The organism is Planococcus kocurii (assembly GCF_001465835.2).
Classification (GTDB): domain Bacteria; phylum Bacillota; class Bacilli; order Bacillales_A; family Planococcaceae; genus Planococcus; species Planococcus kocurii.
The window spans coordinates 2,764,759-2,791,304 of record NZ_CP013661.2; the positions used below are offsets into that span (position 1 = coordinate 2,764,759).

The 26,546-nt window shown below is 40.9% G+C and carries 24 protein-coding genes; 20 read left to right on the forward strand and 4 right to left on the reverse strand.

Annotated elements, in window-relative coordinates:
- The first annotated feature begins 17 nt into the window (after positions 1-17).
- On the forward strand, positions 18-692 hold the full coding sequence (locus AUO94_RS13430; protein ID WP_058384699.1) for a response regulator transcription factor: 675 nt from the start codon (positions 18-20) through the stop codon (positions 690-692).
- Positions 693-786: 94 nt separating this feature from the next.
- Here AUO94_RS13430 and AUO94_RS13435 read toward each other — a convergent pair whose 3' ends face one another.
- A complete protein-coding gene (locus AUO94_RS13435) occupies positions 787-1,395 on the reverse strand; it encodes a 3'-5' exonuclease (RefSeq protein ID WP_058384700.1) in 609 nt (202 codons plus the stop codon).
- Positions 1,396-1,528: 133 nt separating this feature from the next.
- Between AUO94_RS13435 and AUO94_RS13440 the strand changes: the two genes are divergently transcribed.
- From AUO94_RS13440 to AUO94_RS13460, 5 genes are all read left to right on the forward strand, one after another.
- A complete protein-coding gene (locus tag AUO94_RS13440) occupies positions 1,529-2,098 on the forward strand; it encodes a DUF4440 domain-containing protein (RefSeq protein WP_058384701.1) in 570 nt (189 codons plus the stop codon).
- A gap of 90 nt (positions 2,099-2,188) precedes the next feature.
- Positions 2,189-3,022, forward strand: coding sequence for a DegV family protein (locus AUO94_RS13445; RefSeq protein ID WP_058384702.1), 834 nt, complete (start codon positions 2,189-2,191; stop codon positions 3,020-3,022).
- Between the two features lie 39 nt (positions 3,023-3,061).
- Positions 3,062-4,384, forward strand: coding sequence for an ATP-dependent helicase ComFA (locus AUO94_RS13450; protein ID WP_058384703.1), 1,323 nt, complete (start codon positions 3,062-3,064; stop codon positions 4,382-4,384).
- Positions 4,384-5,040, forward strand: coding sequence for a ComF family protein (locus AUO94_RS17645; RefSeq protein WP_237150127.1), 657 nt, complete (start codon positions 4,384-4,386; stop codon positions 5,038-5,040). The genes AUO94_RS13450 and AUO94_RS17645 overlap by 1 nt, the downstream gene beginning before the upstream one ends.
- 36 nt (positions 5,041-5,076) lie before the next feature.
- Positions 5,077-5,436 carry a PilZ domain-containing protein gene (locus AUO94_RS13460; RefSeq protein ID WP_058384704.1) on the forward strand — a complete coding sequence of 120 codons (360 nt, stop codon included), beginning with the start codon at positions 5,077-5,079 and terminating at the stop codon, positions 5,434-5,436.
- 136 nt (positions 5,437-5,572) lie between these two features.
- Here the strand turns inward: AUO94_RS13460 and AUO94_RS13465 are convergent, their stop codons facing one another.
- A complete protein-coding gene (locus AUO94_RS13465; RefSeq protein WP_058384705.1) occupies positions 5,573-6,280 on the reverse strand; it encodes an SDR family NAD(P)-dependent oxidoreductase in 708 nt (235 codons plus the stop codon).
- A gap of 125 nt (positions 6,281-6,405) precedes the next feature.
- Here AUO94_RS13465 and hpf point away from each other — a divergent pair, with 125 nt between their 5' ends.
- From hpf to AUO94_RS13520, 11 genes are all read left to right on the forward strand, one after another.
- The gene (gene hpf / locus AUO94_RS13470; RefSeq protein WP_058384706.1) at positions 6,406-6,975 is read left to right on the forward strand and encodes a ribosome hibernation-promoting factor, HPF/YfiA family; all 570 of its coding nucleotides are present in this window, start codon (positions 6,406-6,408) and stop codon (positions 6,973-6,975) included.
- A 305-nt stretch (positions 6,976-7,280) separates the two neighbouring features.
- Positions 7,281-9,797 (forward strand): preprotein translocase subunit SecA, encoded by a 2,517-nt coding sequence (gene secA, locus AUO94_RS13475; RefSeq protein WP_058384707.1) that lies wholly within the window; start codon positions 7,281-7,283, stop codon positions 9,795-9,797.
- A gap of 62 nt (positions 9,798-9,859) precedes the next feature.
- Positions 9,860-10,961, forward strand: a protein-coding gene (gene prfB / locus AUO94_RS13480) for a peptide chain release factor 2 (protein WP_143039566.1) whose coding sequence is annotated in 2 segments (ribosomal slippage) — positions 9,860-9,931 and positions 9,933-10,961 — 1,101 coding nt in all. Because the reading frame shifts where the segments join, the coding sequence is not laid out codon by codon here.
- A 220-nt stretch (positions 10,962-11,181) separates the two neighbouring features.
- The gene (locus tag AUO94_RS13485; protein WP_410477393.1) at positions 11,182-12,012 is read left to right on the forward strand and encodes a YitT family protein; all 831 of its coding nucleotides are present in this window, start codon (positions 11,182-11,184) and stop codon (positions 12,010-12,012) included.
- A gap of 51 nt (positions 12,013-12,063) precedes the next feature.
- On the forward strand, positions 12,064-12,402 hold the full coding sequence (gene cccB / locus AUO94_RS13490) for a cytochrome c551 (protein ID WP_058384709.1): 339 nt from the start codon (positions 12,064-12,066) through the stop codon (positions 12,400-12,402).
- Positions 12,403-12,669: 267 nt separating this feature from the next.
- Positions 12,670-13,356: a cell division ATP-binding protein FtsE gene (ftsE, locus tag AUO94_RS13495; protein ID WP_058384710.1), complete on the forward strand. Its 687-nt coding sequence runs from the start codon at positions 12,670-12,672 to the stop codon at positions 13,354-13,356.
- Positions 13,346-14,230, forward strand: coding sequence for a permease-like cell division protein FtsX (ftsX, locus tag AUO94_RS13500; protein ID WP_058384711.1), 885 nt, complete (start codon positions 13,346-13,348; stop codon positions 14,228-14,230). The genes ftsE and ftsX overlap by 11 nt, the downstream gene beginning before the upstream one ends.
- A 144-nt stretch (positions 14,231-14,374) precedes the next feature.
- Positions 14,375-14,953, forward strand: coding sequence for a TlpA family protein disulfide reductase (locus AUO94_RS13505; RefSeq protein WP_058384712.1), 579 nt, complete (start codon positions 14,375-14,377; stop codon positions 14,951-14,953).
- Positions 14,954-14,964: 11 nt separating this feature from the next.
- Positions 14,965-16,071, forward strand: coding sequence for a trans-sulfuration enzyme family protein (locus tag AUO94_RS13510; RefSeq protein ID WP_058384713.1), 1,107 nt, complete (start codon positions 14,965-14,967; stop codon positions 16,069-16,071).
- Positions 16,072-16,162: 91 nt separating this feature from the next.
- Positions 16,163-17,314, forward strand: coding sequence for a PDZ domain-containing protein (locus tag AUO94_RS13515; RefSeq protein WP_058384714.1), 1,152 nt, complete (start codon positions 16,163-16,165; stop codon positions 17,312-17,314).
- A gap of 12 nt (positions 17,315-17,326) precedes the next feature.
- Positions 17,327-17,584 (forward strand): CsbA family protein, encoded by a 258-nt coding sequence (locus tag AUO94_RS13520; protein ID WP_058384715.1) that lies wholly within the window; start codon positions 17,327-17,329, stop codon positions 17,582-17,584.
- Positions 17,585-17,643: 59 nt separating this feature from the next.
- On the opposite strand, the gene AUO94_RS13525 is transcribed toward AUO94_RS13520, so the two are convergent.
- The gene (locus tag AUO94_RS13525) at positions 17,644-17,949 is read right to left on the reverse strand and encodes an AzlD domain-containing protein (protein ID WP_058384716.1); all 306 of its coding nucleotides are present in this window, start codon (positions 17,947-17,949) and stop codon (positions 17,644-17,646) included.
- Positions 17,946-18,641 (reverse strand): AzlC family ABC transporter permease, encoded by a 696-nt coding sequence (locus AUO94_RS13530; protein ID WP_058384717.1) that lies wholly within the window; start codon positions 18,639-18,641, stop codon positions 17,946-17,948. The genes AUO94_RS13525 and AUO94_RS13530 overlap by 4 nt, the downstream gene beginning before the upstream one ends.
- A 157-nt stretch (positions 18,642-18,798) precedes the next feature.
- On the opposite strand from AUO94_RS13530, the gene AUO94_RS13535 reads away from it, so the two are divergent.
- The 3 genes from AUO94_RS13535 to addA all read left to right on the forward strand — a co-directional run bounded on the left by AUO94_RS13535 (position 18,799) and on the right by addA (position 26,546).
- The gene (locus tag AUO94_RS13535; protein WP_078080841.1) at positions 18,799-19,410 is read left to right on the forward strand and encodes a TVP38/TMEM64 family protein; all 612 of its coding nucleotides are present in this window, start codon (positions 18,799-18,801) and stop codon (positions 19,408-19,410) included.
- A gap of 73 nt (positions 19,411-19,483) precedes the next feature.
- Positions 19,484-22,960, forward strand: coding sequence for a helicase-exonuclease AddAB subunit AddB (gene addB, locus AUO94_RS13540; RefSeq protein ID WP_058384719.1), 3,477 nt, complete (start codon positions 19,484-19,486; stop codon positions 22,958-22,960).
- A complete protein-coding gene (addA, locus tag AUO94_RS13545; RefSeq protein WP_058384720.1) occupies positions 22,938-26,546 on the forward strand; it encodes a helicase-exonuclease AddAB subunit AddA in 3,609 nt (1,202 codons plus the stop codon). The genes addB and addA overlap by 23 nt, the downstream gene beginning before the upstream one ends.

Consider the following 26,546-nt stretch of genomic DNA (forward strand, 5'->3'; position numbering starts at 1 on the left):
TCGAGGAGGACGACGTAATGACAAAAATTATTATTATTGATGATCATCAATTATTCCGTGAAGGTGTAAAAAGAATTCTGGATTTTGAAAGTTCGTTCGAAGTTGTTGCTGAAGGCGGGGACGGCACCGAAGTTGTCAAATTGTATGAAGAAAATAGACCGGACGTTGTATTGATGGATATCAATATGCCGCAAAAAAATGGTGTAGAAGCTACAGGTGAATTGATTGAGCAATTTCCTGATGCAAAAGTTATTATGCTGTCTATCCACGATGATGAATCCTATGTGACGCACGCATTAAAAACCGGTGCTTTGGGATACATGCTTAAAGAAATGGATGCAGATGCAATTATTCAAGCGATCAAAGTGGTAGCAAAAGGCGGGTCTTATTTACACCCTAAAGTTACACGCAATTTAGTAATGGAATTCCGTCGCTTAAGCGAACGTGAAAACAAAGGCTCTTTCCATCAAACGGAAATTCGCCGTCCATATCATCTTTTGACAAAACGCGAAAGTGAAGTTCTTCAATTGTTGACTGATGGTCAAAGCAATCGTGTCATCGGAGAAACTTTGTTTATCTCTGAAAAAACAGTTAAAAATCACGTATCAAGTATTTTACAAAAAATGCAGGTAAATGACCGGACACAAGCAGTTGTGACCGCCATTAAAAATGGTTGGGTTGAAGTAAGATAATAGAAAAGACGGTGCATCTGCTTAAATGCAGATGCACCGTCTTTTACTTTGTGGATGAATTAAAGGACTTTTTGTTGTCTACTGGTGTTTTTCTTCAGATTCGGTCATAGCAGTACTGGTAGATGGCTGCGGTCGCTAAGCAGTCGCCTAGGGCATCGTGGGCATCGTGTTCGAGTTTTAAAAAAGCTGTTAATGTCGTTAGTTTATGGTTAGGTGTCTGAGTAATGGCTCTTCTGGCTAATTTGACTGTATCGATTACCGTATATTCTGGAATCGGCGTGATTTCTTCCAAGGCGTAAAGAAAGCCCATATCAAAAGGAGCATTATGAGCTATAATGGGCAGCCCGTCGATAAATGCTATGAGTTCATGAGCGACTTCTTCAATTACGGGTGCATCTTGTACATCTTTGTTTGTAATGCCCGTAATTCGAGTAATTGTGCTTGAGATGGAGCATTGGGGATTGATCATCAGGTACATCGTGTCTTTGCGCTCATGGTTGAGGTATCTGACCGCACCGATTTGAATGATTTTATCACTTCCTGCACGCAAGCCTGTCGTTTCAAAATCTAAGACGATATAATTTTCGACTTTTTGCATACTTGATTTATATCTTTTAGGACGAGCAGGTTGTTTACGGCTCCATTGAGGGCGCGTTTCTTTCATTTTTTGTTCTAGAATTTGTCTGGCATCTCTTTTTTCCAAATGGTTTCCTCCTTTATTTGTACATACTAGTGTATCGTAAAACTAAAAAAAATTCTGTTTTGACAGATGACACAGTTTCTTCATTGTATTCGCCATCTGCCTATGGCAAAATGAAGCGCAGGAGGAATGCATGATGAAAAAAATGATTATTGCAGTTGGTCTCATTTTGACACTCGCTGCCTGTTCAGATTCTGAAGAACCCTCTGTCAATGAAAATACAGTTGAAGATGGTAATGCAGCAAGTGAGAACAATGCAGTCGAGCATGGTATTGATGAGGAAAAAGAAGAACAAGTGGGCTTTACGGTGGATGATGAAGGAAATATCCTAGCGGCTGAAGTGCCAGAAGAACCGGCACGCGAACTTTTAGCAGCTTATGATGAGTATATCGCGGCTTTTAATGCGGAAGATATCGATCGTTATATGGAAACTATTGCAGAGAAACCGGACGGATTTAATCGCGAGGAAGACAAAGCTGCATTGGTTCAAGCTTTTAAAGCTTACGATAGTCAATATGAAACAAGTGATGAAACAATCGTAAAATATGAAGAGAATCGAGCCGAAGTTTTTGCATCACTTAATGTTCACATGAAGGATGCTAACTCGGACGATGCGGTTGAACAATCGGCACGTCAAGTTGTCATATTTAAAAAAGAAGACGGCGAGTGGAAAGTAAACGGCGTTCACCTTGTCGGCAATCAATAAAAAGTTTCCGCTTTTTGCGGGAATTTTTTTATTTTGTCTAATCTATTAATGTCTTTTTTGATAAACTAACAGAGGGGGGCTGATTCATTAATGAAAACGGCAGTTGTTACAGATAGTACGTCTTATTTACCTAAAGAAAAACTTGAAAAGCTCAACATTCACATGGTTTCGCTAGAAGTAACATTTGGAAACGAATCATTTAAAGAAGCAGAAATGACGGAGGAAGAATTTTATCGGAAAGCCAGAGACGAATTTCCAAAAACGTCGCAGCCACCTTTAGGGGAATTTGTTGAACTATATAGCAAACTATCATCCCATCATGAAGAAATTATTTCCATTCACTTATCAAGTGGCATTAGTGGAACTTACGCAGGTTCGCAACAAGCGGCAGAAATGGTTGATGGCGTAAAAGTTTATTCTTTTGATTCGGAACTTACATGTGCTCTTCAAGGATTTTATGCTGTGAAAGCGGCAGAGATGGCTAGAGACGGCGCAGATGCTCAAACGATATTGGTGGAATTACATGAAATGAAGAAAACGTTGAGAGCTTACTTCATGGCAGAAGACCTGAAGCACCTTCAGCGTGGTGGAAGATTGTCCAGTGCACAAGCTTTAGTTGGTGGTATGTTACAAATCAAGCCTATTTTGCATTTCCAGAACAAAGTGATTGTTCCTTTCGAAAAAATTCGGACACGTAAAAAGGCGATGAATCGAATGGTCGACTTGTTAAAAGAAGCAAGTAAAGATGGGCAAAAACTACAAGCAACTGTTATTCACGCAAATCGTTTAGAAGATGCACAACGGTGGCAAGAATACCTAGAAACTGAATGTCCACAAGTGGACTTTGAAATTTCCTGTTTTGGACCGGTTATTGGCACGCATTTAGGAGAAGGAGCAATGGGTCTTGGTTGGGTAGAAAAATAATCCTACTGAGACTTTTTCTCTATCGAAAGGTGGTTGAAAATGGATCAATTAGAAGAATTTTTGACTGGTAGAATATGGCTTAGGGATTTTGGTCCTTTCTCTAAAGAGCAAGTGGATAAAGCGATAGTAAGTGGTTTTGTCAATGTCCGTTTGGGTATTACTGCAGAAAAACAATGCATCAGATGCCTTGAAAAATCTATACACAAAATTATTCCATATTGTTGTGAGGCGTGTCAGAAAATCTGCTATTACTGCCGAAACTGTCTAAAGATGGGGCGTATCAGTTCTTGTACCGAGTTGATTACGTGGGCACTCCCTTCCCAAAAACTTCCTCAGCACCATTCATTAAATTGGACGGGCAAACTTACTCCTCTACAAGAAATAGCCTCACAAGAAGTACAACAAAGTCTCTTACAAAAAAATGATCATCTTATTTATGCTGTCTGTGGAGCTGGGAAAACCGAACTGCTTTTTGCACCAATCTTCGATGCTTTAAAGAAGGGACTGCGAGTTTGTATTGCGGCTCCAAGAACAGACGTAGTATTAGAGCTAACCCCACGCTTGCGCGCTGCATTCTCGACAACCACTATTCATAGTTTATATGGAGGTTCTCCAGTTGAACCGGGATTTGCGCAGCTTGTCATTGCAACAACGCATCAGCTGTATCGATTCGAAAATGCTTTTGACGTCTTGATTGTCGATGAAGCGGATGCGTTTCCCTATTCTTATGATCCTGCGTTGAAACGAGCTGTTTTAAAAGCGAAGAAAAAAGAAGCACCCATTGTCTATGTATCAGCAACTCCTTCGGATCAGTTAGTTAAGCACGTTAATAATAAATCGCAACTATTTCGGCGTTTTCATGGTTATCCGCTACCGGTTCCGGAATTCCGGTCTTTGTGGGGATACGAGAAAGATTTTGCGAAAGGAAAAATCCCTAAAAAGTTAAATGCATGGGTAGATGAAAAGATAGAAAAGAAACAACCTTTTCTCTTGTTTTTCCCAACAATTGACTTGATTGAACAAGCGGTTGTTTTGTTTCAAAAAATACATCCAACAATCGAGGCTGTTCATTCAAAAGATGTAGATAGAAAAGAAAAAGTTTTGAAACTGCGTCAAAGACAAATCCCTGGTGTCTTGACTTCAACGATTCTAGAACGCGGAATAACAATTCCAAATGTCCAAGTTGCAGTGGTAGGTGCAGATCAATCAGTTTTCGATGCCGCTGCATTGATCCAAATTGCAGGAAGAGTTGGAAGAGCTAGTGATTATCCAAATGGAGAAATCGTATTTTTCCATAACGGCATTGTGCGACAAATGGATCAAGCTAAAAAAACCATTATTTCTTACAATGGAGGACGATAATGAATTGTTATTTATGTGACAGCCATATGCCACTCCAAGTAACTTGGCGAAGTATCTTTTTCAATGAACTAGAAGAGGTTATTTGCAAGCGCTGCCGAAACAGTTTTGAGCGAACAGTAGCAGGTTGTCCGCTATGCAGCGCCCGCGTGGAAGGAAAATGTTTGGATTGCTGTGAATGGGAAACGACCGAATATAAGGGGATCATCGACTCAGGAAAAAGCTTATACCATTATAATTCAGCTATGAAAGAATATTTGCACCAATATAAATTTTTGCAAGACGTGGCATTATCCGAAGTTTTTGCGGCTCTCTTGAAAGAACAACTGCGTGGTCATTCGTCGGTCATCGTTCCGATACCGATGAATGAAGCAAAACTGAGAGTCCGAACTTTTTCTCAAGTTGATCGATTGCTGGATGCGGCGTCTATTCCATATACACATCTTCTAGGGAAAAGTGAAGTAGGTATAGGGGATAAACCAAAGCTTGAGAGAATGGCTTTACAAGATGTCTTTTGGTGGAATGGAAAACCTGTCCCTGAAAAAATATTGCTATTTGACGATTTGTATACAACAGGAAGTACGATGCGTTTAGCAGCTAAAGTTTTAAAAGATAAAGGTGCTAAGGAAATTAAGATGATGACGCTAATTCGAGCATAACCATCGTTCAAAACAAAAAACTTGGGAGTGACCACGATGTTTTATAAACGCTTAGAAAGCTTTCGCTACACATTTGGGGCACCGCCAGAAATCTATTTACAATTGCTGGACTCAAACAACAAGGACGCCTTATCTCAGAAGGTTTATTGTCTACTGCTTGATATTTCTCCTAAGGGAGCAAAACTATTTACTGAGGAAGAATTGGCGGCGAGACAAAAAACGGCGCGTATGAAATTTATCTTAAATCACGAAACAATAACAGTGGATGCAACGATTGTCTGGAAACAAAAATATGAAGAAGGCTGGTTATATGGTGCGGATTTTGAGCGCAATACAGTAAAGGAAATGCTTATTTTAAACGAAATTAGAGAGTTGAAAGAAATAGAGATGAATTAAAAAACCGGCAGCTGCCGGTTTTTTAATTCAGAAAAATTTTCAATATAATTGATGCCCGTCGAATCTAGATGGCTGCTTCCGCTTTTCATGATGTCCAGACTCCAGCCTAGCTCTGACCAGGCGCTTCCGCTTTTCTTTAGTGCTCGTAGATCATTTTTCTTGTCATGCCGCCGTCGATATTTAGGCATTCACCCGTAATGAATGAATTTTGTGGGTTACTTAGAAACAGACAGGCACGAGCAATGTCTGCAGGTTCTCCAACTCTTCCGCTCCAATGTTGCTGATGATCACTATCTCTTAGGTCGGTATGGTCTCCAGTGTGAATCCAGCCTGGAGCTATCGAGTTGACGCGAATTCCTTTTTCACTGAACGTAGCGGCCAGCGAATGGGTCAACGCGAAAATGCCACCTTTAGATGCCGAATAAGTTTCGGTATGAGGTTCGGACATAAAAGCGCGTGTTGAAGTCATATTGATAATTGAACGAATGTCTTCTGTCATGTAACGAGCTGCTTCTCGACTGCAAATGAAAACACTCTTTAAGTTGGTATCGATCACTCGATCCCACTCCTGTTCGTCTACTTCCCAAATCGATTTAAAGGTCGACAGCCCAGCATTGTTAATTAGTGCGTGGATGGCGCCGTAGTCTGCATGGAGTTCTTTAAATACAGATATAACTTCACCAAAATTTCCGACGTCGCATTTTCGGTATTCGACGTCCTTTAATTCGACTGGATTGATATCCAATCCAATGACGCGTGCGCCTTCAGCGGCAAAATGCGCTGCAATATGATTGCCTATTCCTTCAGCTGCGCCTGTGACTATGACAGTCTTCTCCTTAAACATGAGCTTCATCTCCTTGTATTGTAGTTTACCTGAAATAAAATTTTTAAAACTTTTTTGGTTTTAAGAAGGGAAGACAAGGGAATGTGTAGAATTGTATAGATAGCACAATAGAAGGAGGAGTTAATATGTTGCAATTCAACATTAGAGGCGAAAATATCGAGGTAACTCCCGCAATACGCGATCACATTGAAAAGAAAGTAGAAAAAATTGAACGTTATTTCACAGACGGTGCAAATGCTACCGCAATGGTCAACTTGAAATCGTATAATCATAACCAAACAAAAGTGGAAGTTACAATACCTATGAAAAATTTAACATTACGTGCTGAAGAGCGGCATGACGATATGTATGCAGCAATAGATTTGATTGTTAGCAAATTAGAGCGTCAAATCCGTAAATACAAAACTAAAGTAAACCGCAAGTTCCGTGACCGAGATGGTATGGGTGTGTCATTTGCAGTTGCTGAAAATGATACACGCCACCAAAACGAAACGGAAGAAGAGGACGAGGATTTCACAATCGTTCGCACGAAGCAATTTGAGTTGAAACCGATGGATGAAGAAGAAGCGGTTTTACAGATGAATATGCTAGGACATAACTTCTTCGTCTTCACGGACGCAGAATCTAATGACACGAATATTGTTTACAAGCGAAAAGATGGAAGTTACGGCTTGATCGAAACTTCTGCACAATAAAAAACGGTGCTTTATCCATTTGATAACCTCACAAAAGCCTCTCAAACCGAGAGGCTTTTGTTTTACGTTTATTTGGAGCAACTCCTTGGTAATCTGCCGCATTTCCACAAATTGGTTCTTTGAACACAACGCCATTATTTGCACGCTTTTCTGCGCAGTGTTAAAATAAATAGTGAGATTTTTTTTGAATAGACTGATGATAATTTTGATAAGTGTATTATTGCTTACTAGGGCACGATAAAAGCTAAAGCAGTCATCCGGTATGTTGAGTATCGGCGGACACTTACGCAAGGAGCGGTATAGATATGTTGGGAGTATTAAATAAGGTATTTGATCCGAATAAACGGGATTTAAAACGATTAGAAAAAGTAGCAGATCGCGTAGAAGCACTAGCTTCAGACTTTGCAGCTTTGACTGACGAAGCATTAAAAGCAAAAACAGAAGAATTCATAGCGCGTCACGCTAAAGGTGAGTCATTAAATGACCTATTGCCAGAAGCATTTTCGACAATTCGTGAAGCATCCAAGCGTGTCCTCGGATTGTATCCATTCCGTGTACAGATTATGGGTGCGGTTTCGTTACATGAAGGTAATATATCAGAAATGAAAACCGGTGAAGGTAAAACCTTAACTTCAACCTTATCTGTTTACTTGAATGCTATTAGTAAAAAAGGCGTCCACGTCGTAACGGTCAACGAATATTTGGCTAGCCGTGATGCTTTGGAGATGGGCGAATTATATGAATGGCTTGGATTGTCTGTTGGATTAAACTTAAATAGTTTGACGAAAGACGAAAAACGAGCAGCGTATCAGGCCGATGTAACATATAGTACAAACAATGAATTGGGTTTTGATTATTTGCGCGATAATATGGTTCTTTACAAAGAAGATATGGTGCAACGTCCACTAAATTATGCAGTCATCGATGAAGTCGATTCTATTTTAATCGATGAAGCACGTACACCGCTGATTATTTCAGGACAGGCAGCCAAAGCGGCTCAATTGTATTTGCAGTCAAACGCTTTTGCTCGTTTGTTAACGAAAGACACAGACTATACCTACGATGAAACAACAAAAGGCGTTGTGTTAACAGAAGAAGGTATCGAAAAAGTTGAAAAAGCATTCGGCATCGATAATCTTTTTGACATTAGCCATGTTCGTTTAAATCACACGATTAACCAATCTTTAAAGGCGTATGTAACCATGCACAAAGACGTAGATTATATTGTTCAAGAAGAAGAAGTTGTTATTGTTGATCAATTTACGGGTCGTTTAATGAAAGGTCGTCGTTATTCTGACGGCTTACACCAAGCGATAGAAGCCAAAGAAGGTTTAGAGATTCAAAATGAATCGATGACGATGGCCACAATTACCTTCCAGAACTATTTCCGTATGTATGATAAATTGTCTGGGATGACAGGTACAGCGAAGACTGAGGAAGAGGAATTCCGCAATATCTACAATATGTACGTTATTGTCATTCCGACCAATAAGCCAATTATTCGTGAAGATCACGTAGATTTGATTTATTCTACGACTGCCGGTAAATACAAAGCAGTAGGGGATGATATTGCTGAACGTAATGCCAAAGGTCAGCCAGTTCTAGTCGGAACAGTGGCCATTGAAACCTCAGAAATCATCTCGGAATATTTGACGAAAAAAGGCATCAAGCACTCTGTGTTGAATGCAAAAAATCATGCACATGAAGCAGAAATAATTTTAAATGCTGGTCAAAAAGGTTCTGTAACAATTGCCACTAACATGGCAGGTCGAGGAACAGATATTAAGCTCGGAGAAGGTGTTATTGAAGCAGGTGGACTTGCAGTTATCGGTACAGAACGCCACGAATCACGACGCATTGATAATCAGTTGCGTGGACGTTCAGGACGTCAAGGTGACCCGGGTGTTACTCAATTTTATCTGTCTCTTGAAGATGATTTGATGCGCCGTTTCGGTTCAGACGCAATGCGTGCGATGATGGGCAAATTAGGAATGGACGATTCCCAACCATTGCAATCGAAAATGGTAACACGTTCTGTTGAATCCGCGCAAAAACGAGTGGAAGGTAATAACTTTGACGCTCGAAAACGTTTGCTTCAATACGATGATGTTCTTCGTCAACAACGAGAAATTATCTACAAAGAGCGTATGGAAGTGCTAGAAACTGAAAATATGCGCGCCCTAGTTGAAAACATGATCAATAGTTCAATTGAGCGTATGGTCTACACGCATACAGCAGAAGAGAAACAAGAAGACTGGCACTTGAAATCATTGACTGAACTGATTGCAGCAAACCTTCTTCCGGAAAACACGGTGACAGAAGCTGATCTTCAAGGCAAGTCTCAAGAAGAGCTCATTGCATTCATTAAAGAAGCGGTAGCTGTTCGTTACGATGAAAAAGAAGTGGAAATGACGCCTGAGCGGATGCGTGAATTTGAGAAAGTCGTTTTGCTTCGTTCAATCGATACAAAATGGATTGACCACATTGATGCAATGGATCAATTGCGTCAAGGAATTCACTTGCGTGCGTATGGACAAAATGATCCACTTCGTGAATACCAAAGCGAAGGATTTGCAATGTTTGAGGCAATGGTTGAAGCCATTGAAGAAGACGTTGCGAAGTATTCGATGAAAGCTGAAATTCGCAATAACCTCCAGCGTGAGGAAGTTGCAAAAGGTCAAGCCGTTAACCCGAAAGAAGATGGACCAGCTCCGACAAAGAAAAAGGCGCCTGTCCGTAAACAAATGGAAGTTGGCCGCAATGACCTTTGTCCATGTGGCAGCGGCAAAAAGTACAAAAATTGCCACGGTACAGCTTTATAAGAAATGTGTGAAAGGACCGAAGAGCATTTGCTCTTCGGTGTTATTTTGAGGAGGAACAGATGATGGAATTAGCAGACATCCGCAACGAGCTCGACAAATCAGCCAGTAAATTGGCCGACTTTAGGGGGTCACTTTGACTTAGAGAACAAAGAATCCCGCATACAGGAATTAGATGAAATGATGCTTGATCCTGATTTTTGGAACAACCAAGAATCAGCACAAACCGTTATTTCAGAATTGAATGGATTAAAGGAAATTGTTCATACGTATTACGGTTTCATGGAAACGCAAGAAAATATGGAAATGTCTTTAGAGTTATTAAGAGAAGAAGACGATGAAGACTTGCACGAAGATGTCGACAAAGAAATGAAAGAATTCATTTCTAAGTTAGCTGACTATGAATTGACGATGTTGCTTAGCGAGCCATACGATAAAAATAATGCCATTTTGGAATTGCATCCGGGCGCAGGGGGCACGGAGTCTCAGGACTGGTGTTCGATGCTACTACGCATGTATACGCGATGGGCAGAAAAACGTGGCTTCAAAGTTGAAACATTGGATTACCTGGCAGGCGACGAAGCGGGGGTCAAATCCGTTACTCTTGGTATTCGAGGACACAATGCGTATGGGTACTTAAAAGCTGAAAAAGGTGTTCACCGTCTAGTTCGTATTTCGCCTTTTGATTCGTCTGGTCGTCGTCATACCTCGTTTGTGTCTTGTGAAGTCATGCCAGAATTCACTGGTGAAATCGAAATTGATATCCGCACTGAGGATCTGAAGATTGATACGTACCGGGCAAGTGGAGCTGGTGGACAGCACATTAATACAACAGACTCCGCTGTTCGAATCACACACCTTCCTACGGGAGCTGTCGTGACGTGCCAGCAGGAACGTTCGCAAATTAAAAACCGTGAAAAAGCAATGCAAATGTTAAAAGCAAAATTATATGCTTTGAAGATTGAAGAAGAAGAAGCTCGTCTTCTTGAGATTCGCGGGGAACAAAAAGAAATCGGTTGGGGAAGTCAAATCCGTTCTTACGTATTCCATCCATATTCGATGGTTAAAGATCATCGTACCAACTACGAAACAGGCAATTTAGGAGCAGTTATGGACGGCGATATTGATGGATTTATCAATTCCTTATTGCGTTCTAAAATGGAATAAGAATAGCAAAGCAACTGAAAGCTATTCTTTTTTAGCTTTGCAAAAAGGCCTGAAAGCCTGCCAGCTTTCAGGCCTTTTTTGGTGATCCTGCTTTACTCAAATGAAGTTCACAAAGCGAGAAGCTTTTGGTATACTCTGACAGGGTTTAATCGAAGAGTAGAAAAGAGGAAAAAACTAAATGACTAAAAAAAATCGTCGTATCCGCAAAGATCCACATCCAATGCTGACGTTTTTCATAGACTATACGAGCGTAATTATAGGGTCAGCGATTGTGGCCATTGCCTTTAATGTATTGTTGTTGCCAAATGAAGTAGCCTCTGGAGGCGTGAGCGGCATTAGTACAATATTGAAAAGTGTACTTGACTGGAGACCAGCATTTGTTCAATGGGCTTTTAACATCCCATTGTTTATTGCAGGATTGATTTTGTTAGGAAAAAATTTCGGGATTAAAACGGCTGTAGGCACTGTATTTTTACCACTCGTTGTCTTCTTGACAGAGTCGTGGGAACCGTGGACACTCGACCCCTTGCTCGGTGCTTTGTTTGGCGGGATAATGGTGGGTCTTGGGCTCGGCATTGTCTTCAGAGGCAAAGCTTCTACAGGAGGAACTGATTTAGCTGCACAGATTATTACAAAGTTCACAGGGGTCAGTTTAGGGACAAGTGTTGCAATGATTGACGGCTTTATCGTGCTGGCCGCGGCATTAGTATTTGACATTGAAAAAGGGCTTTACGCATTGATTGGTTTGTATGTAACAACGAAAACAATTGATCTTGTTCAAGTTGGCTTCGGTCAATCAAAATTGGTTTATATCATTACGACGAAACAGAAAGAAATTCGGGACGCGATCTACGATGAAGTTGATCGAGGTGTAACGGAACTCGCTGCTACAGGAGGATATTCGGGAACTGAAAAACCCTTATTAATGGTGGTTATTCCTCAAACAGAATTTACTAGACTAAAACAATTAGTTAAATATATCGATCCATCCGCCTTTGTTATCGTGTCCGATGCTTCCGAAGTTTTAGGAGAAGGTTTTAAACGACCATAACTTTGGTATACTGTAAGAAGAACTAGATAAACTATATGAGGAGGTCACTAAATGAAAAAGCAATTAATGGTCATGCTATTTGGCGCAGCGCTTGTTCTTGGAGCTTGTGGTGGAGAAGATACATCAGAACCTGATGCACCAGCTGACAGCGGCGGAGAAGAAACTGCAGCCGTCGATGCGGAACAAGTGGTTCAACAAAACTGTATTTCTTGTCATGGTGAGAACTTGGAAGGCGCGGGTAATTTTCCAGCTTTAAATGATGTTGGATCTCGTTTATCAGAAGAAGAGATTCGTTCTGTCATCGAAAATGGACAAGGTGCAATGCCAGCTGGGCTTATTGAAGGCGAAGAAGCTGATGCAGTTGCGAAGTATTTAGCTGAAATGAAATAAACCTGCTGACTAGCAGGTTTATTTTTTTTGTTCGATTTTAGTTGTTTTTAACACTTTTCTCTTCTTTTAGTGGATGAATATGTAATATTTTTAATCTAAAATATCTTTTTTCATTCAATTTCCATATCGTTCTGTTTATTCAGATTGAATTTTAAATGATACAAAAATGTAATAAAAAAGTAGGTTTAAGGTGTTATAATGGGTTTGCTGTGAAATTCTAAGGAAAAAATTTTGGCGCAAGCCAATTACTAGTAGGTGGTAATAAAAATGATTCAAATGAAGAATGTTTACAAGAAATACCCGAACGGAATTGTTGCCTTGAACGGTCTCAATGTTGAAATTGAACAAGGTGAATTTGTATATATAGTAGGACCAAGTGGTGCAGGGAAATCGACGTTCATCAAAATGATGTATCGTGAGGAACGACCATCTTCTGGTCAGATGTTTGTGGATGACATTGATATCGCTACATTGAAGAATCGGAAAGTTCCCATGTTGCGTCGTCAAATTGGCGTTGTGTTTCAAGACTTCAAATTGCTCACAAAATTAAATGTCTATGAAAATGTAGCATTTGCATTGGAAGTAATTGAAGAAAAACCGGCAGATATTAAAAGACGTGTCATGGAAGTATTGGATTTAGTTGGGTTAAAACATAAAGCCAAAATGTTCCCGACTGAATTATCCGGTGGCGAACAGCAGCGTGTATCAATTGCGCGTTCAATTGTGAACATGCCGAAAGTGATGATAGCTGACGAACCAACAGGAAACTTGGATCCTGAAACAGCCTGGGATATCATGGATTTGTTTGAACGAATCAACAAAGCGGGCACAACCGTTATTATGGCAACGCATAATCAACATATCGTGAATACATTAAGACATCGCGTTATTGCAATTGAAGGCGGATTAATTGTCCGTGATGTAGCTGGAGGTGACTACGGCTATGAAGGCTAGAACAATGGTGCGTCATTTCAAAGAAAGTTTTAAAAGCATTGGTCGAAATAGCTGGATGACGTTTGCTTCAGTAAGTGCCGTTACAGTCACACTATTATTGGTAGGCGTATTTGTTCTCATCATGATGAACTTAAACAAAGTGGCTGATGATCTTGAAAAAGATGTCGAAATCAAAGTTTTCGTCTCTTTAGAAGCTGAAGACAAAACAATCGAAAAATTAGAGTCTCAAATTAGTGAAATTCCAGGAGTAGACTCGACCAATTTTTCAACGAAAGAAGAAGAGTTAACAGACTTGGTTCTTGATTTTGGAGATGAGTTGAGTTTATTTGAACAAAGTAATCCACTTTTTGATGTGTTTTATGTAAAAGCGACCGATCCGCAACAAACCGAAACCGTTGCGAAAAGTATTGCAAAGCTTGAGAACATTGAAGATGTGAAATACGGAGAAGGCAAAATAGAGAAACTTTTTGATTTCCTAAATGCCGGAAGAAACGTGGGCTTGATTTTAATTTTGGCTTTGTTATTTACCGCAATGTTCCTAATTTCTAATACAATTCGTATTACGATTGTCGCGAGACGTCGTGAAATTGAAATCATGAAATTAGTGGGTGCTACAAACTGGTTCGTTCGCATTCCTTTTATTTTGGAAGGCATGTGGCTTGGGATATTAGGTTCTCTTATTCCGATTGGTCTCGTAGCGTTACTTTATAAAAAAATTACCGAATTTGCACAACCTCGTTTGAGTGGAGAATTATTCCAGCTATTGGACTTCTCTCCCTTCATCTACCAAGTAAGTGCCTTGATTTTATTGATGGGCGTATTTATTGGGGTATGGGGAAGCTTTATGTCAATCAGAAAATTTTTGCGCGTGTAAGAGTAGCTTAGCATGTGGAACAGCCGGCATATGGATGTCGGCTGTTTTTTAGATTCCAGTTATTCTGTCACATTTTTAAAGAAACTTAGTGGAATAATCGGTCTCATTTATCGTATGATGAAAGTTGAATGGAGTGAATAACAGATGCCTAAAAAAATAATCGGCTTATTGGTACTGGCCACTATGGTAGTACTCGTTATAATCGGGGCTGTTAAGAACAACATGGCGGAGTCCGAAGCGCTTGATAACATGGCAATCGGCAGTAACGTGGATTTTTTGCCAACAGATGAGGGCTTGGCTAAAGGAGAAAAAGCTCCAGATTTTCAATTGACTACATTAGATGGTCAAGAGGTGACGTTATCGGATTATCAAGGACAGAAAGTGTTATTGAATTTTTGGGCTACTTGGTGCCCTCCGTGCAGAGCTGAAATGCCGCATATGCAAAGTTATTTTGAAGAGCATGCTGAAGAGGAAAATGTAGTCATTTTGTCTGTCAATTTAACGACAGAAGACAAAGGCTTGGAGGAAATCGAAGAGTTTGTCGAAGAATTTGGGCTAGAGTTCGCCATTCCGATGGACGAAAAAGGCGATGTTGGTGCCACTTATCAAGCGGTGTCTATCCCGACATCGTATATGATTGATACTAAAGGACGTATTCAGAACAAAGTTGTAGGTCCAATGGATTTACCAATGATGGAGAAATTAGTGGAAGCAATGGAATAGGAGATGGAAAAATGACATCAATCGAAACAAAATCAGTGCATACCGCTACAATGAAGGAACGTACGATTCAATCGAAAGTTATGCCACTTTATCAAACTTCAGCGTTTTCTTTTTCATCTTTGGAAGAGCTTGAAGGTTATTACGAGGGCAATGGTACGTATTTGTATTCAAGAACAGCCAATCCCAACACTGATGCACTTGGTCAGACTGTAGCTGATTTAGAACAAGCACCTAAAGGAGTTTCGGCATCTTCTGGAACTTCAGCGATTCTAGCTGGAATCCTATCTGTAGTAAAATCGGGCGATCATGTTTTAGCTGCTCAGGATGTTTACGGCGGAACGTTTCATTTGTTAAAGGAAGAGTTAGTACTGATGGGAATCCAAGTTCATTTTGCGGACTTTTCGGATCGTAGTGAAATCGAAGGGATTTTAATTGATTTCCCTGAAGTCAAATTGCTATTTAGTGAATCGATTACTAATCCATTTTTGCGCTTAGAAAACATGGAGAATTTATGCCAATTAAAAGATCATTACGGAGTACGTGTTATGATTGATAATACGTTTGCTACACCTTACACAATGACTCCGTATTTACTTGGGGCAGATCTAGTAGCACATAGTGCGACAAAGTATCTAGGGGGTCATAGCGACGTTACATCTGGCGTTTTAGTTGGAGATGCAGACTTGATTGGCATTGCTGAAAAACGTGTGGTCAATTTAGGATTGAATTTAAGTCCATTTGAAGCATGGCTGACGATTCGCGGGATTAAAACCTTGGCGCTCCGAATGAAAACACAAACAGCAAACGCTGGGGCAATTGCTAATTTTTTAACAGATAAAGCACGCGTCTGGTATCCAGGAGTTGGAGCAATCGTTTCTTTTGAATTGCCGGAAACAATGGATGTGTCGAAGTTTTTTTCATTACTTGGCTGGATCAAAATAGTACCTACGTTAGCTGGCGTGGAAACGACTGTATCGTATCCTTATGGAACGTCGCATAGAGCACTTTCAGCTGAAGAAAAAGAGAAAGTCGGCGTGACACGCCAAGTAATTCGATTGTCTGCTGGAATTGAAGGCATTAAAGATATTTTGGAACAATTAGATGCCGCATTTGGTTAACTGAAAAAGAAGTGTAGAAAGCCGGCAATTTTTGGTACAATGAGAGATAGCGTTTATTGTCGGTGATAGGGATGGTGTAAGTATAGTGATAATGGATTTAATGTTAGCGATTGGTGGATTTTTTATAAATCCGGTTTTATACATAGCATTGCTCGCTGCAGTGTTGTTGGGATATTATCGTGTAAAGAAAGAAAGAAGGATTTTTCGAATTCGAATTGTCTACGGATTAACTGAATTTAAACGATTATTGAAAGACGGTTGGTTATATGCAGTCATTTTTTCAGTCCTATTTGCAGGAATTGGGCTCGTCGTGCCACTGGATTGGCTAATTGCTTTAGCGATCATTTCTATTTTGTTAATGGCAACAAGCTTTTATCAAGCAGGCTCATTTGTTTATCTAGCTACAGCTGCTGTAGCACTCAGCTGGTTGTTTCAGGCTAATAGCTGGACGTTGAATTTTGGCTTATTTACATTCGAAGGAATTGCTTTTGACTACCAGTGGTTAATTCCTGTCGCACTCATTACGGGGGCATTGGTATTTGCTGAAGGGAAAATGATTGATAAAGCTGCTGCTGAAGCAGCATCGCCGAGGTTGCATAAATCTGGTCGCGGACTTAAAGCGGCAGCTTATGTTTCAAAAAGGTTGTGGCTATTGCCAATTCTATTAGTCGTGCCGGGTACGGTAATTGATACGTATGCACCATATTGGCCGCAATTGCCAATTGGTGAAACAAGTTTTTCATTCATTCTATTCCCGTTTGTTTTTGGATTTTTTGGTCGCTCACAACGGACATTGCCAGTTTACCTATACCCACTGGTCGGCAAAGCGGTTTCTACTTTAGGAATTAGCATTGTGGTGATTGGTTTGGTCGCATTATTGTGGCAGCCTCTAGCCGTAGTCGCATTAGTTGTAGGAGTGATTGGACGTATCGCGATCTCCATTCACTTTGTGTTAAGAGAGCGCGGTGGCAATTTTGCCGTGACACCGCAATCTCAAGGAGTCATGATTGTTGATGTGTTGCCGGGGTCTCCAGCTGACAAAATGGGCCTATTGCGCGGAGAAGTTATTCGTAAAGTAAATGGTATTGCCATTGCAAACGAATCGGAGCTGTATGAAGCGATTCAAGTTAATGCTGCTCATTGCCGTCTGGAAGTACTGGATCATAACTTGGAAGTGCGTTTACGCCAGCATGTTATTTTCCGTCACGATCACCACCGACTGGGATTATTAGTGGTCAATTAAGGAGATAACTAAATGGAATCAATGGTAACGAAATTCTTTCTGTCTCTGCTCGTGCCAGGATTACTCGTCATCCTGTTTACGAGAGTGACATTTAATCACATTGTGGCATTAATTTTAACAGTGGCGCTTATGGCAGCAGCTGTTTATGCAGGATACACTCATACGTGGTTATTGTTTATCGCCAATGCGGCTTCTCTTACTGCCGGATTCTGGTATGCCACAAATATGTTTAAACGTAGAAAAAAAGCCGAAGCTCATGAAAATGAGTAACGGCTTTTTTTTGTTTGAAAAGATTGTTTACGCATCAGCACGATTTGCGATGCATTATTTCAGATAAACAGACTGTAAACTGCTAACACAGCAATAGAACCAAGAACGACAAGCATAACGTTAGCACCTGCAATGGCAAAGCCAAATGCTGCAATAGCACCAATAATGCCAAACCAAACGTTTTCTTGAATGAAAAATATTGCCGGAAAAATCAGTGCGCCTAAAACAGCATATGGAATATTGCGCAGCACATTTTGTACGGCTGCAGGCAACTCGCGGCCTTCTAGAAAAGTTAGCGGAATGGCACGAGGAATATACGTTACGACAGCCATGCCAAGGATCATCCACCAATACCAAGAATTCATGTTGCCTTCACACCTTTCCGAGAAATCCATTCAATGAAGATTGCGGATACTAAAGTTGAAACCATAATGGCCCACCCCGTTGAAAGCCATTCCGTAAAGTAAAACAGGGAATTGGCCAGACCTGCCAAAATAGCTAGACTGACGACTTTTCGATTGCCGCGCATTGAAGGTACTAACAATCCAACGAACATTGCATAAAGTGCTATTGTCATAGAAGCTTGTAGGAATTGCGGCAAGTTGGCACCGATTAAATGACCGATTGCTGTAAATATGACCCAACTTCCATAAGCGATGACGATAACACCAACAGCAAACGCAGTAGATAATTTAGTGCCCTTTTGTGTAGCTAATACAGAAAAAGTTTCGTCCGTAATTCCAAACGCGTAAAGCGCTTTTTTCCAGCGATCGTCAGGCTGCATCTTTTCGTTGAGTGCCGCCGTCATAAGGAAATGACGGATGTTGACGATAAAGGTATTTAACACAATCAAGACTGGAGCGACTCCAGCTGTAATGAGAGAAAGTGAAATATACTGTGCTGCACCAGCAAAAACAAAAATACTCATCGCCGTGGCTTGTAGTAAAGAAAGCCCAGTAGTCTTTGCTAATAAACCAAAGGTCAATGCAATTGGAAAATAACCAATCGCAATGCTAGTTCCAGCCTTTAATCCAGCAGAAAACTCACGTCCGTTCATTTTTTTCGCTCCCTATGTATAAGTATTTCCTTTTCCAAACTCTTTGAAAGAGTGTAAAGTAATTATAATAGCATAGCACAAAAGCTTTTTAGTTTGGGCTAGTATTTTGAAAAATTAAACAGATTAAAGGACTGAGCTTATGACAGAGTTTTTTTCTATGGAGAATATTGTTGAATTGACCCAGTCCTACCGAGCATTTGGTCCATTAATCGGCTTCTTGTTGCCGTTTATCGAAGCCTTCTTGCCGTTTTTACCATTATTTGTTTTTGTTTTTGCTAATGCCACGGCTTATGGATTATGGTTTGGGTTCTTGCTATCTTGGGGTGGCTCAGTAATTGGCGCTTATGCTGTGTTTTTACTGGTCCGCAAATACGGGCGAGCCCGCTTCATGAATTTTATGACGCGTCATGACAAAGTACAAAAATTGATTCACTGGGTAGAACGCAATGGTTTTGGTCCGTTATTTCTATTGCTTTGCTTACCTTTTACACCATCTGCGCTTGTTAATCTTGTGGCTGGCTTATCCAATATCCGCAAGCATTATTATTTATTGACGGTGATGGCGGGAAAACTTGTTATGGTCTTTACAATTTCTTATGTGGGTTACGATCTGCGTGCGCTTTTTACACAACCAATTAGAACGGCAATTGTGATCGCAGTCATTATTTTATTGTATGTAATCGGTAAAATTCTTGAAAAGCGATTACATAAAAAAGTGGAAGCGGATTTTCGCTTAGCAAAAGAAGAACGCAAAAAACAACAACAGTAAGTCATTCCAAAGGTGGCAATCAAATTTTAATAAACGTATAATGAGAACAAATGTTCTTTTGGGGAGTGGTTATATGTCTTTGCGCATTGTATACGGCAGAGCGGGAGCGGGAAAAACTCGTTTTGTTCAAGAAGAAATAGTAGATGAATTGAAACGACAAGCAGACGGAGAACCGATTTTCCTCATCGTTCCGGATCAGATGTCGTTTTCCACCGAATATCAGCTTGCGGCAGATTACGGCATGAACGGGATGATTCGAGCACAGGCCGTTACTTTTAAACGACTGGCTTGGCGTGTGCTACAAGAAGTTGGAGGCATAAGCAGGAAAGAAGTGGATACTTTCGGATACCGCATGCTCATCCGCAGCTTATTGGAAGATCACCGAGATGATTTTCAATTATTTCGTCGGGCAGCCGGCAAAAGAGGTTTTACCGACCAAATTGAACAACTAGTGAAAGAGTTCGCTCGCTACTGTGTGGATTGTCTAGAATTGGGATCAATCCGTTCTTCATTAACTGAAGCTGGGGCGCCGAGAACGCTGCTCGATAAAGCACAAGACCTCGAACTAATCCTTACCGAGATTGAAAATCGTTTAGGAAAAGTTTTTGTTGATTCTGAAGGTCACTTGGCTTTACTGAGTGAAAAAATTCCATATTCGGATCTAGTGAAATCAGCGACGATCTACATTGATGGATTTGTAACATTTACAGCGAGAGAATACGAAATTCTTTTTGAATTAATGAAACATGCTAAATCGGTGACGATTGCCTTACCGATGGATGAACAAACAGATCCAAACGACGAACAGGCTTTATTTTATCAGTCTGCTAATACGGCCAGACGATTAACTGAACAAGCTGCGAAAGAAGGCATCGAGATTGACCATTCGGTGCATTTGGATTTGTCACGCCGATTTACTAATTCAGAACTTCAACATATTGAACAGCATTTTGACGTGTTTCCAACTCCAACAATTCAAGGATCAGGTCATGTTACGCTAGTCGAGGCCTCAAACAGAAGAGCTGAGATGCATGCGGTGGCACGCGCGATAAGAGACCAAGTAAGAAGTGGGTTTCGTTATAATGAAATTGCCATCCTCTACAGACAGCCTGAAATTTATGATGAACTGATTAATACTATTTTTCCGCAATACGAAATTCCTTATTTTATTAGTCAAAAAAAATCGATGCTCCATCATCCATTGATCGAATTCAGCCGCTCTATTCTTGAAGCAGTTGTCAATAATTATTCCTATGAATCAATTTTTCGGGCAGTTAAGACGGATTTGTTTTTTCCTCAAGGACCTGTCTCCAAATGGAGAGAACGCAGTGATGTGCTGGAGAACTTTGTCATAGCAAATGGGATATACGGAGAGCGTTGGTTTGAGGAAAAGCGCTGGTTTTACAAAAAATACCGTGGACTGGAATTTCATACGTCAATTCAAACAGATGAAGAATTGGCAGCTCAACTAGAGCTTCACGCAGTTCGTGATTTAATCAGAGAACCGATGGCACAGTTAAAAGAACAATTAAAACTTAGTAAAACAGGAAGAGATATAGCGGAATCACTGTTTCTTTTCATAGAAAAAATGAACGTTTACGCCAAAATTCAAGATTTGAGAGAACGCGAAGAACAGGAACATCGTCTATTAGCGGCTACCGAACACGAACAGGCCTGGAACCAGTGGATCGGTGTACTGGATCAGTTTGTGTTGATGTTTGGAGATAAAGAAATCGATTTACCAACAGCGGTGAAAATCTTAGACGAGGGTTTTGAGACGCTAGAATTTTCACGAATTCCGCCTTCATTAGATCAAGTCATGGTATCCAAAATTGATTTAGCGCGTTTGATGGATATCAAATCGGTATTCGTCGTCGGAGCTAATGATGGAGTATTGCCGAAGCGAATCGAGCAAGATGGGATTTTGACGGATACAGACCGTGAATGGTTTGCGCAGATCGGGTTTGAACTAGCGCCAACTTCGAAAATGCGTTTAATGGATGAGACTTATATGGTTTACCGTGCATTTACCTCTGCATCGGATTTGTTGACGGTGTCGTTTCCGATTGCAGATGAGGAAGGCAAAGCACTGTTGCCTTCTCTTTATATTCAAAAGCTGAAAGATATGTTAGCGATTGAAACGATTCCTGCTGTTATCGATCCGGAAGAGCTACTAAACGCTTCTCCATTGGCATATATTTCGCATCCACGAGCGAGTTTAGCTTATTTAACGTCGCAAATTCGCGGTGGGGATTTGTCAGCAGAATGGCATGCCGTTTTACATTACTATCAAGAAGATCCATTTTGGTCTTCTGTCATTCACCGCATTTTAGCGCCACTTAAGCCCAATACAGCGGATTCACTGCGCAAAAACATTGCAGATCCTTTATATGGTACGCCAATTTCCTCTAGCGTTTCACGAGTTGAAACGTATTATGGCTGTCCGTTTGCGCATTATGTGGCATATGGTTTACGCCTTGAAGAAAGAAGTCAATATAAATTAGCAGCTCCTGCTATGGGTGATCTTTTTCATGCAGCGATTAAATGGATATCAGATGAAGTGTTGCGACTTGGCGTATCCTGGTCATCACTGACAAAAACACAGTGTCAAAACTTAGCGAAACAGGCAATTGAACAATTATCGCCTTATTTCGTCAATCATATCTTAATTAGTTCACACCGCTATCGTTATATTCAACATAAACTAGAAGGGATTATTCGTCAGACAGCCTTCATGTTAAGCAAGCACGCCAAAGTTTCTGGCTTTGTCCCAGTTGCACTTGAGGTAGGGTTTGGACCGAAAGAAACCATTCCACCACTTGAAATCTCTTTAAAAGATGGTCGCAAAATGAATGTCCGCGGACGCATTGATCGAATTGATTCGACTGAAATCCACGGCAAACCGTATTTACGTGTCGTCGATTACAAATCATCTAAACAAGGTCTTGACCTTAGTAATGTCTATCACGGTCTGTCGCTACAGACTTTTACGTATTTAGATGTAGCATTGACACATGCTGATCGCTGGCTTGGAAAAGAAGCCGAACCTGCTGGCGTACTGTACTTCCATATGCACAATCCTATGCTAAAGCTCACAAAGTTGATGACGGCTGAAGAGTTAGAAGAAGAACTGGCAAAATCCTTTAAAATGAATGGCTTGGTCGTGGAAGATCCAGAAGTAATTCAAGCGATGGATGACGGCATAGATGGCTATTCCAACGTTATACCTGTGAGACTCAACAAAAGTGGTGCAGTATCAGCTAGCCAATCAAAAACAGTCATGAAAGAAGACATGCAAGCCATTCGGCGGTTTGTCCGTGGCAAGCACCAAAATGCCGGGAATGGCATACTAGAAGGCAATACGAGCATTACTCCTTATAAAGTAAAAGAAGATACACCTTGTCAATTTTGTTCTTATCGCTCGGTTTGTCAATTTGATCCGGCAGATCCACAGCAAAACTACCGAAAACTTTCAGCTTTATCACCCCAACAGGCAGTTGAATTGATTAGAAAGGAGACCGCTGCAGATGATACCGAAAAAACCGATTGATGCCACATGGACCGATGAACAATGGCAAGCAATTTGGGCAAAAGGACAAGATATGCTCGTGTCAGCCGCAGCTGGTTCAGGAAAAACAGCTGTTTTGATTAATCGTATGATTGAAAAAGTATTGGCCGAAGAAGATCCTATATCCGTAGACGAACTTTTAGTCGTTACGTTTACCAATGCGTCAGCTGCTGAAATGCGTCACCGAATGGCAAATGCTTTGGAACGAGCAGTTGCAGAAAATCCTGAATCGACTCATTTAAGAAAACAATTGCGCCTAATTAATAAAGCACAAATTTCCACGTTGCATTCTTTTTGTTTGCAAGTCGTAAAACAATACGCGTATTTACTGGAAATTGATCCAGGTTTCCGGATTGCTGGAGAAACTGAAGCTGCATTGTTGCGGGATGATGTACTTGAAGCCGTTCTTGAAACAGCTTACGAAGGACAAGGCGCAGAGGCGGTGTACCGCTTAGCAGACAGTTTTACTTCTGATCGCAGCGACCAAGCAATGGAAGTTCTTCTCAGCAAGCTTTACGATTACTCACGTGTGCATCCTGATCCTGAAGCTTGGCTAGTACAAGTGCCCGCGTTATACAATGTACCGGCATCTTCCACAGTTGATGAACTGCCGTTTATTGACGATTTAAAATTGACGATACGTCATGCTTTGGAAGAAGCGTTGCAGTTAACTCGAGAAGGACTTGAGTTGGCGATACAGCCAAATGGTCCAAGCGTACTAGAAGTAACCTTTAAAACAGACGCGGAGGTCATCCAGGCAGCCATTGTTTCTTTGGAGGATTCTTGGGACAGCCTTTCCGATTTTTCGAAAACGTTTAAATGGGAAAAGGCAGCAAGTATTCGCAAAGATTCGTGTGACCCAGACATTGCAGAAGAAGCAAAAGCTAGACGCAATGAAGTAAAGAAAATTGTCAGTGGATTGTTTGACGCCTATTTTACTCGCTCGCCCAAACGCTTACTTGAAGAAATGCGCGAAATGGCACCTATGATGAAAACCTTAGTTGAGCTCACACAACAGTTTGCAGAGCAATACAAGGCGTTGAAAATTGATAAAGCGTTAGTAGATTTTTCTGATCTTGAGCATTATGCATTAGAAATTTTAATGGATGAGGGCAAGCCTTCTGTAATTGCGGAAGAATACCAAAGTCGCTTTAAAGAAGTGTTAGTGGATGAATATCAAGATACGAATTTGCTTCAAGAAACAATTTTGAACCTCGTAAAATCCGGCGGAGAACAAGACGGCAATCTCTTTATGGTAGGAGACGTTAAACAATCCATCTACCGTTTCCGTCTCGCCGAACCAATGCTCTTTTTAGGGAAATATGCTCGTTTTCGCTACGATGCAAAAGATACCGGATTGCGAATTGATTTAAATGCAAACTTCAGAAGCCGTAAAGAAATACTAGACGGTACCAATTATATTTTTTCTCAAATTATGGGACGACGAGTGGGAGAAATTGACTATGATGAAGCAGCGGCGCTAAAAGCAAAAGCTCCTTATCCGGAACAGCCAATTCCGATTAAATTGGCTTTGATTCACGAACCTGAAACGGAAGAGGAATTAGTAGACGAAGACTTGGTGAAATCGCAATGGGAAGCCCGTTTTATCGCCAAAAAAATCAAGAAACTGATGGACGGCCAAACAATGGTTAACGATCCATGGACCCGGCAACAACGAAAACTGGAATATCGCGATATTGTAGTCCTGATGCGTTCTATGACTTGGTCAGGAGACTTTGTAGACGAATTTAAGATGGCTGGAATTCCGCTGTATGCAGAATTAAGAGGAGGCTATTTTGAGGCGCTTGAAGTGATGATTATGCTCAACACATTGCGTGTCATTGATAATCCTTACCAAGACATTCCACTGGCTTCTGTTTTACGTGCACCATTTGTTGGATTAAAGGAAAATGAATTAGCTGAAATCCGCTTAGCGGCACCTCAAGCTTCATTTTATGAAGCAGTAAAAACCTTTATGCGTGCGGGTACTGGAATTGATCCCGCTGCCGCTGAGAAGTTGCAACGTTTCGTTCTTCAACTAGATCAGTGGCGAAACCTTGCGCGTCGTGGTTCTCTGGCAGAGTTAATATGGCAGGTGTATTTAGACACCAATTATTATGAGATGGCCGGTGCGATGACAAATGGCAAACAACGGACAGCTAATTTACGTGCTTTACATGACCGGGCATTAGAATATGAAAAAACATCGTTTCGTGGACTGTTCCGGTTCCTACGCTTTATTGACCGGATGCGTGAGCGTGGAGATGATCTAGGAACTGCAAAATCACTTAGTGAAAAAGAAAATGTCGTTCGGCTTATGACGGTTCATAAGTCAAAAGGACTTGAGTTTCCCGTCGTCTTTTTTGCGGGTACCGGTCGTTCATTTAATGAAATGGATTTCAGAAAATCGTATTTGTTTGATCAAGATTATGGACTAGCAGTAAAAGCAGTCAATCCGGATACAAGAATCGAATATACGTCGTTGCCGTTTCTGGCGGTCAGAGAAATGAAACAGCTACAGATGAAAGCGGAAGAAATGCGGGTTTTGTATGTAGCGATGACACGAGCAAAAGAGCAATTATTTTTGACCGCTTCTGTTAAAGAGATTGATAAGCTAGTTGAAAAGTGGAAAGTCAGCACACATGATGTGCTGCTGCCAGATTTTATGCGTTCACGTGCAAAAGGGTATTTAGACTGGATTGGTCCAGCTGTAGCTAGACATCCTGATGCCAAAGAGTCATTAAACAGTAACGGCAATTTGCTTAACCATTGTTCTCATTTTGATGTTGAAATTATCGAATCTCAAACCTTGCTTCCAGCTATAGTGGGTTTGGATGAATTGCTAGAAGACAAGAGTACAGCTGAAGATTATCAGCAACTCGTCAATGAGCGTTTCAATTATCAGTATCCACACCAGCGGGCAGTCGACAAACGCTCTAAACAGTCGGTGACGGAAATGAAAAGACTGCAGATGTTGCAGCGTCTGGATGAACCCGAATCCTTCGTTCAAACAGCAAAACCTAAAACGGCAAAACTGCTGCACCGGCCAGATTTCATGATGGACAAACAGTTGTCAGCAGCTGATGTTGGAACGGCTGTCCACGCGGTCATGCAACATATCCCATTGGATCGTACGATGACTGCTAGTGAAATAAAAGAATTCATCGACAGTTTAGTTGGGATGGAAATTTTGTCGCCTGCTGAAGGAAAAGTAGTGAGTGTTAAAGAAATTGAACGCTTTTATAAAAGCGAAACAGCTGGACGTCTACGCTTAGCGAAAAATATTAAACGAGAAGTACCTTTCACCTATGCCAAAAAAGACGCTGATGGAGACCATCAAATTATCCAAGGAATCGTCGATTGTCTATTTGAAGAACAAGATGGCTGGGTTTTGCTGGATTATAAAACCGATCGCGTTGCGAATATGGGCAATGTGACAGATGAAATGACCGAACGCTATAGCGTCCAGCTGACTGTCTACCAAGAAGCAGTCGAGTCAATCCTGAGAATTCCAATAAAAGAACGGTGGCTCTATTTGTTTGCAGCGAGTCAAGAAGTGATTATTTAG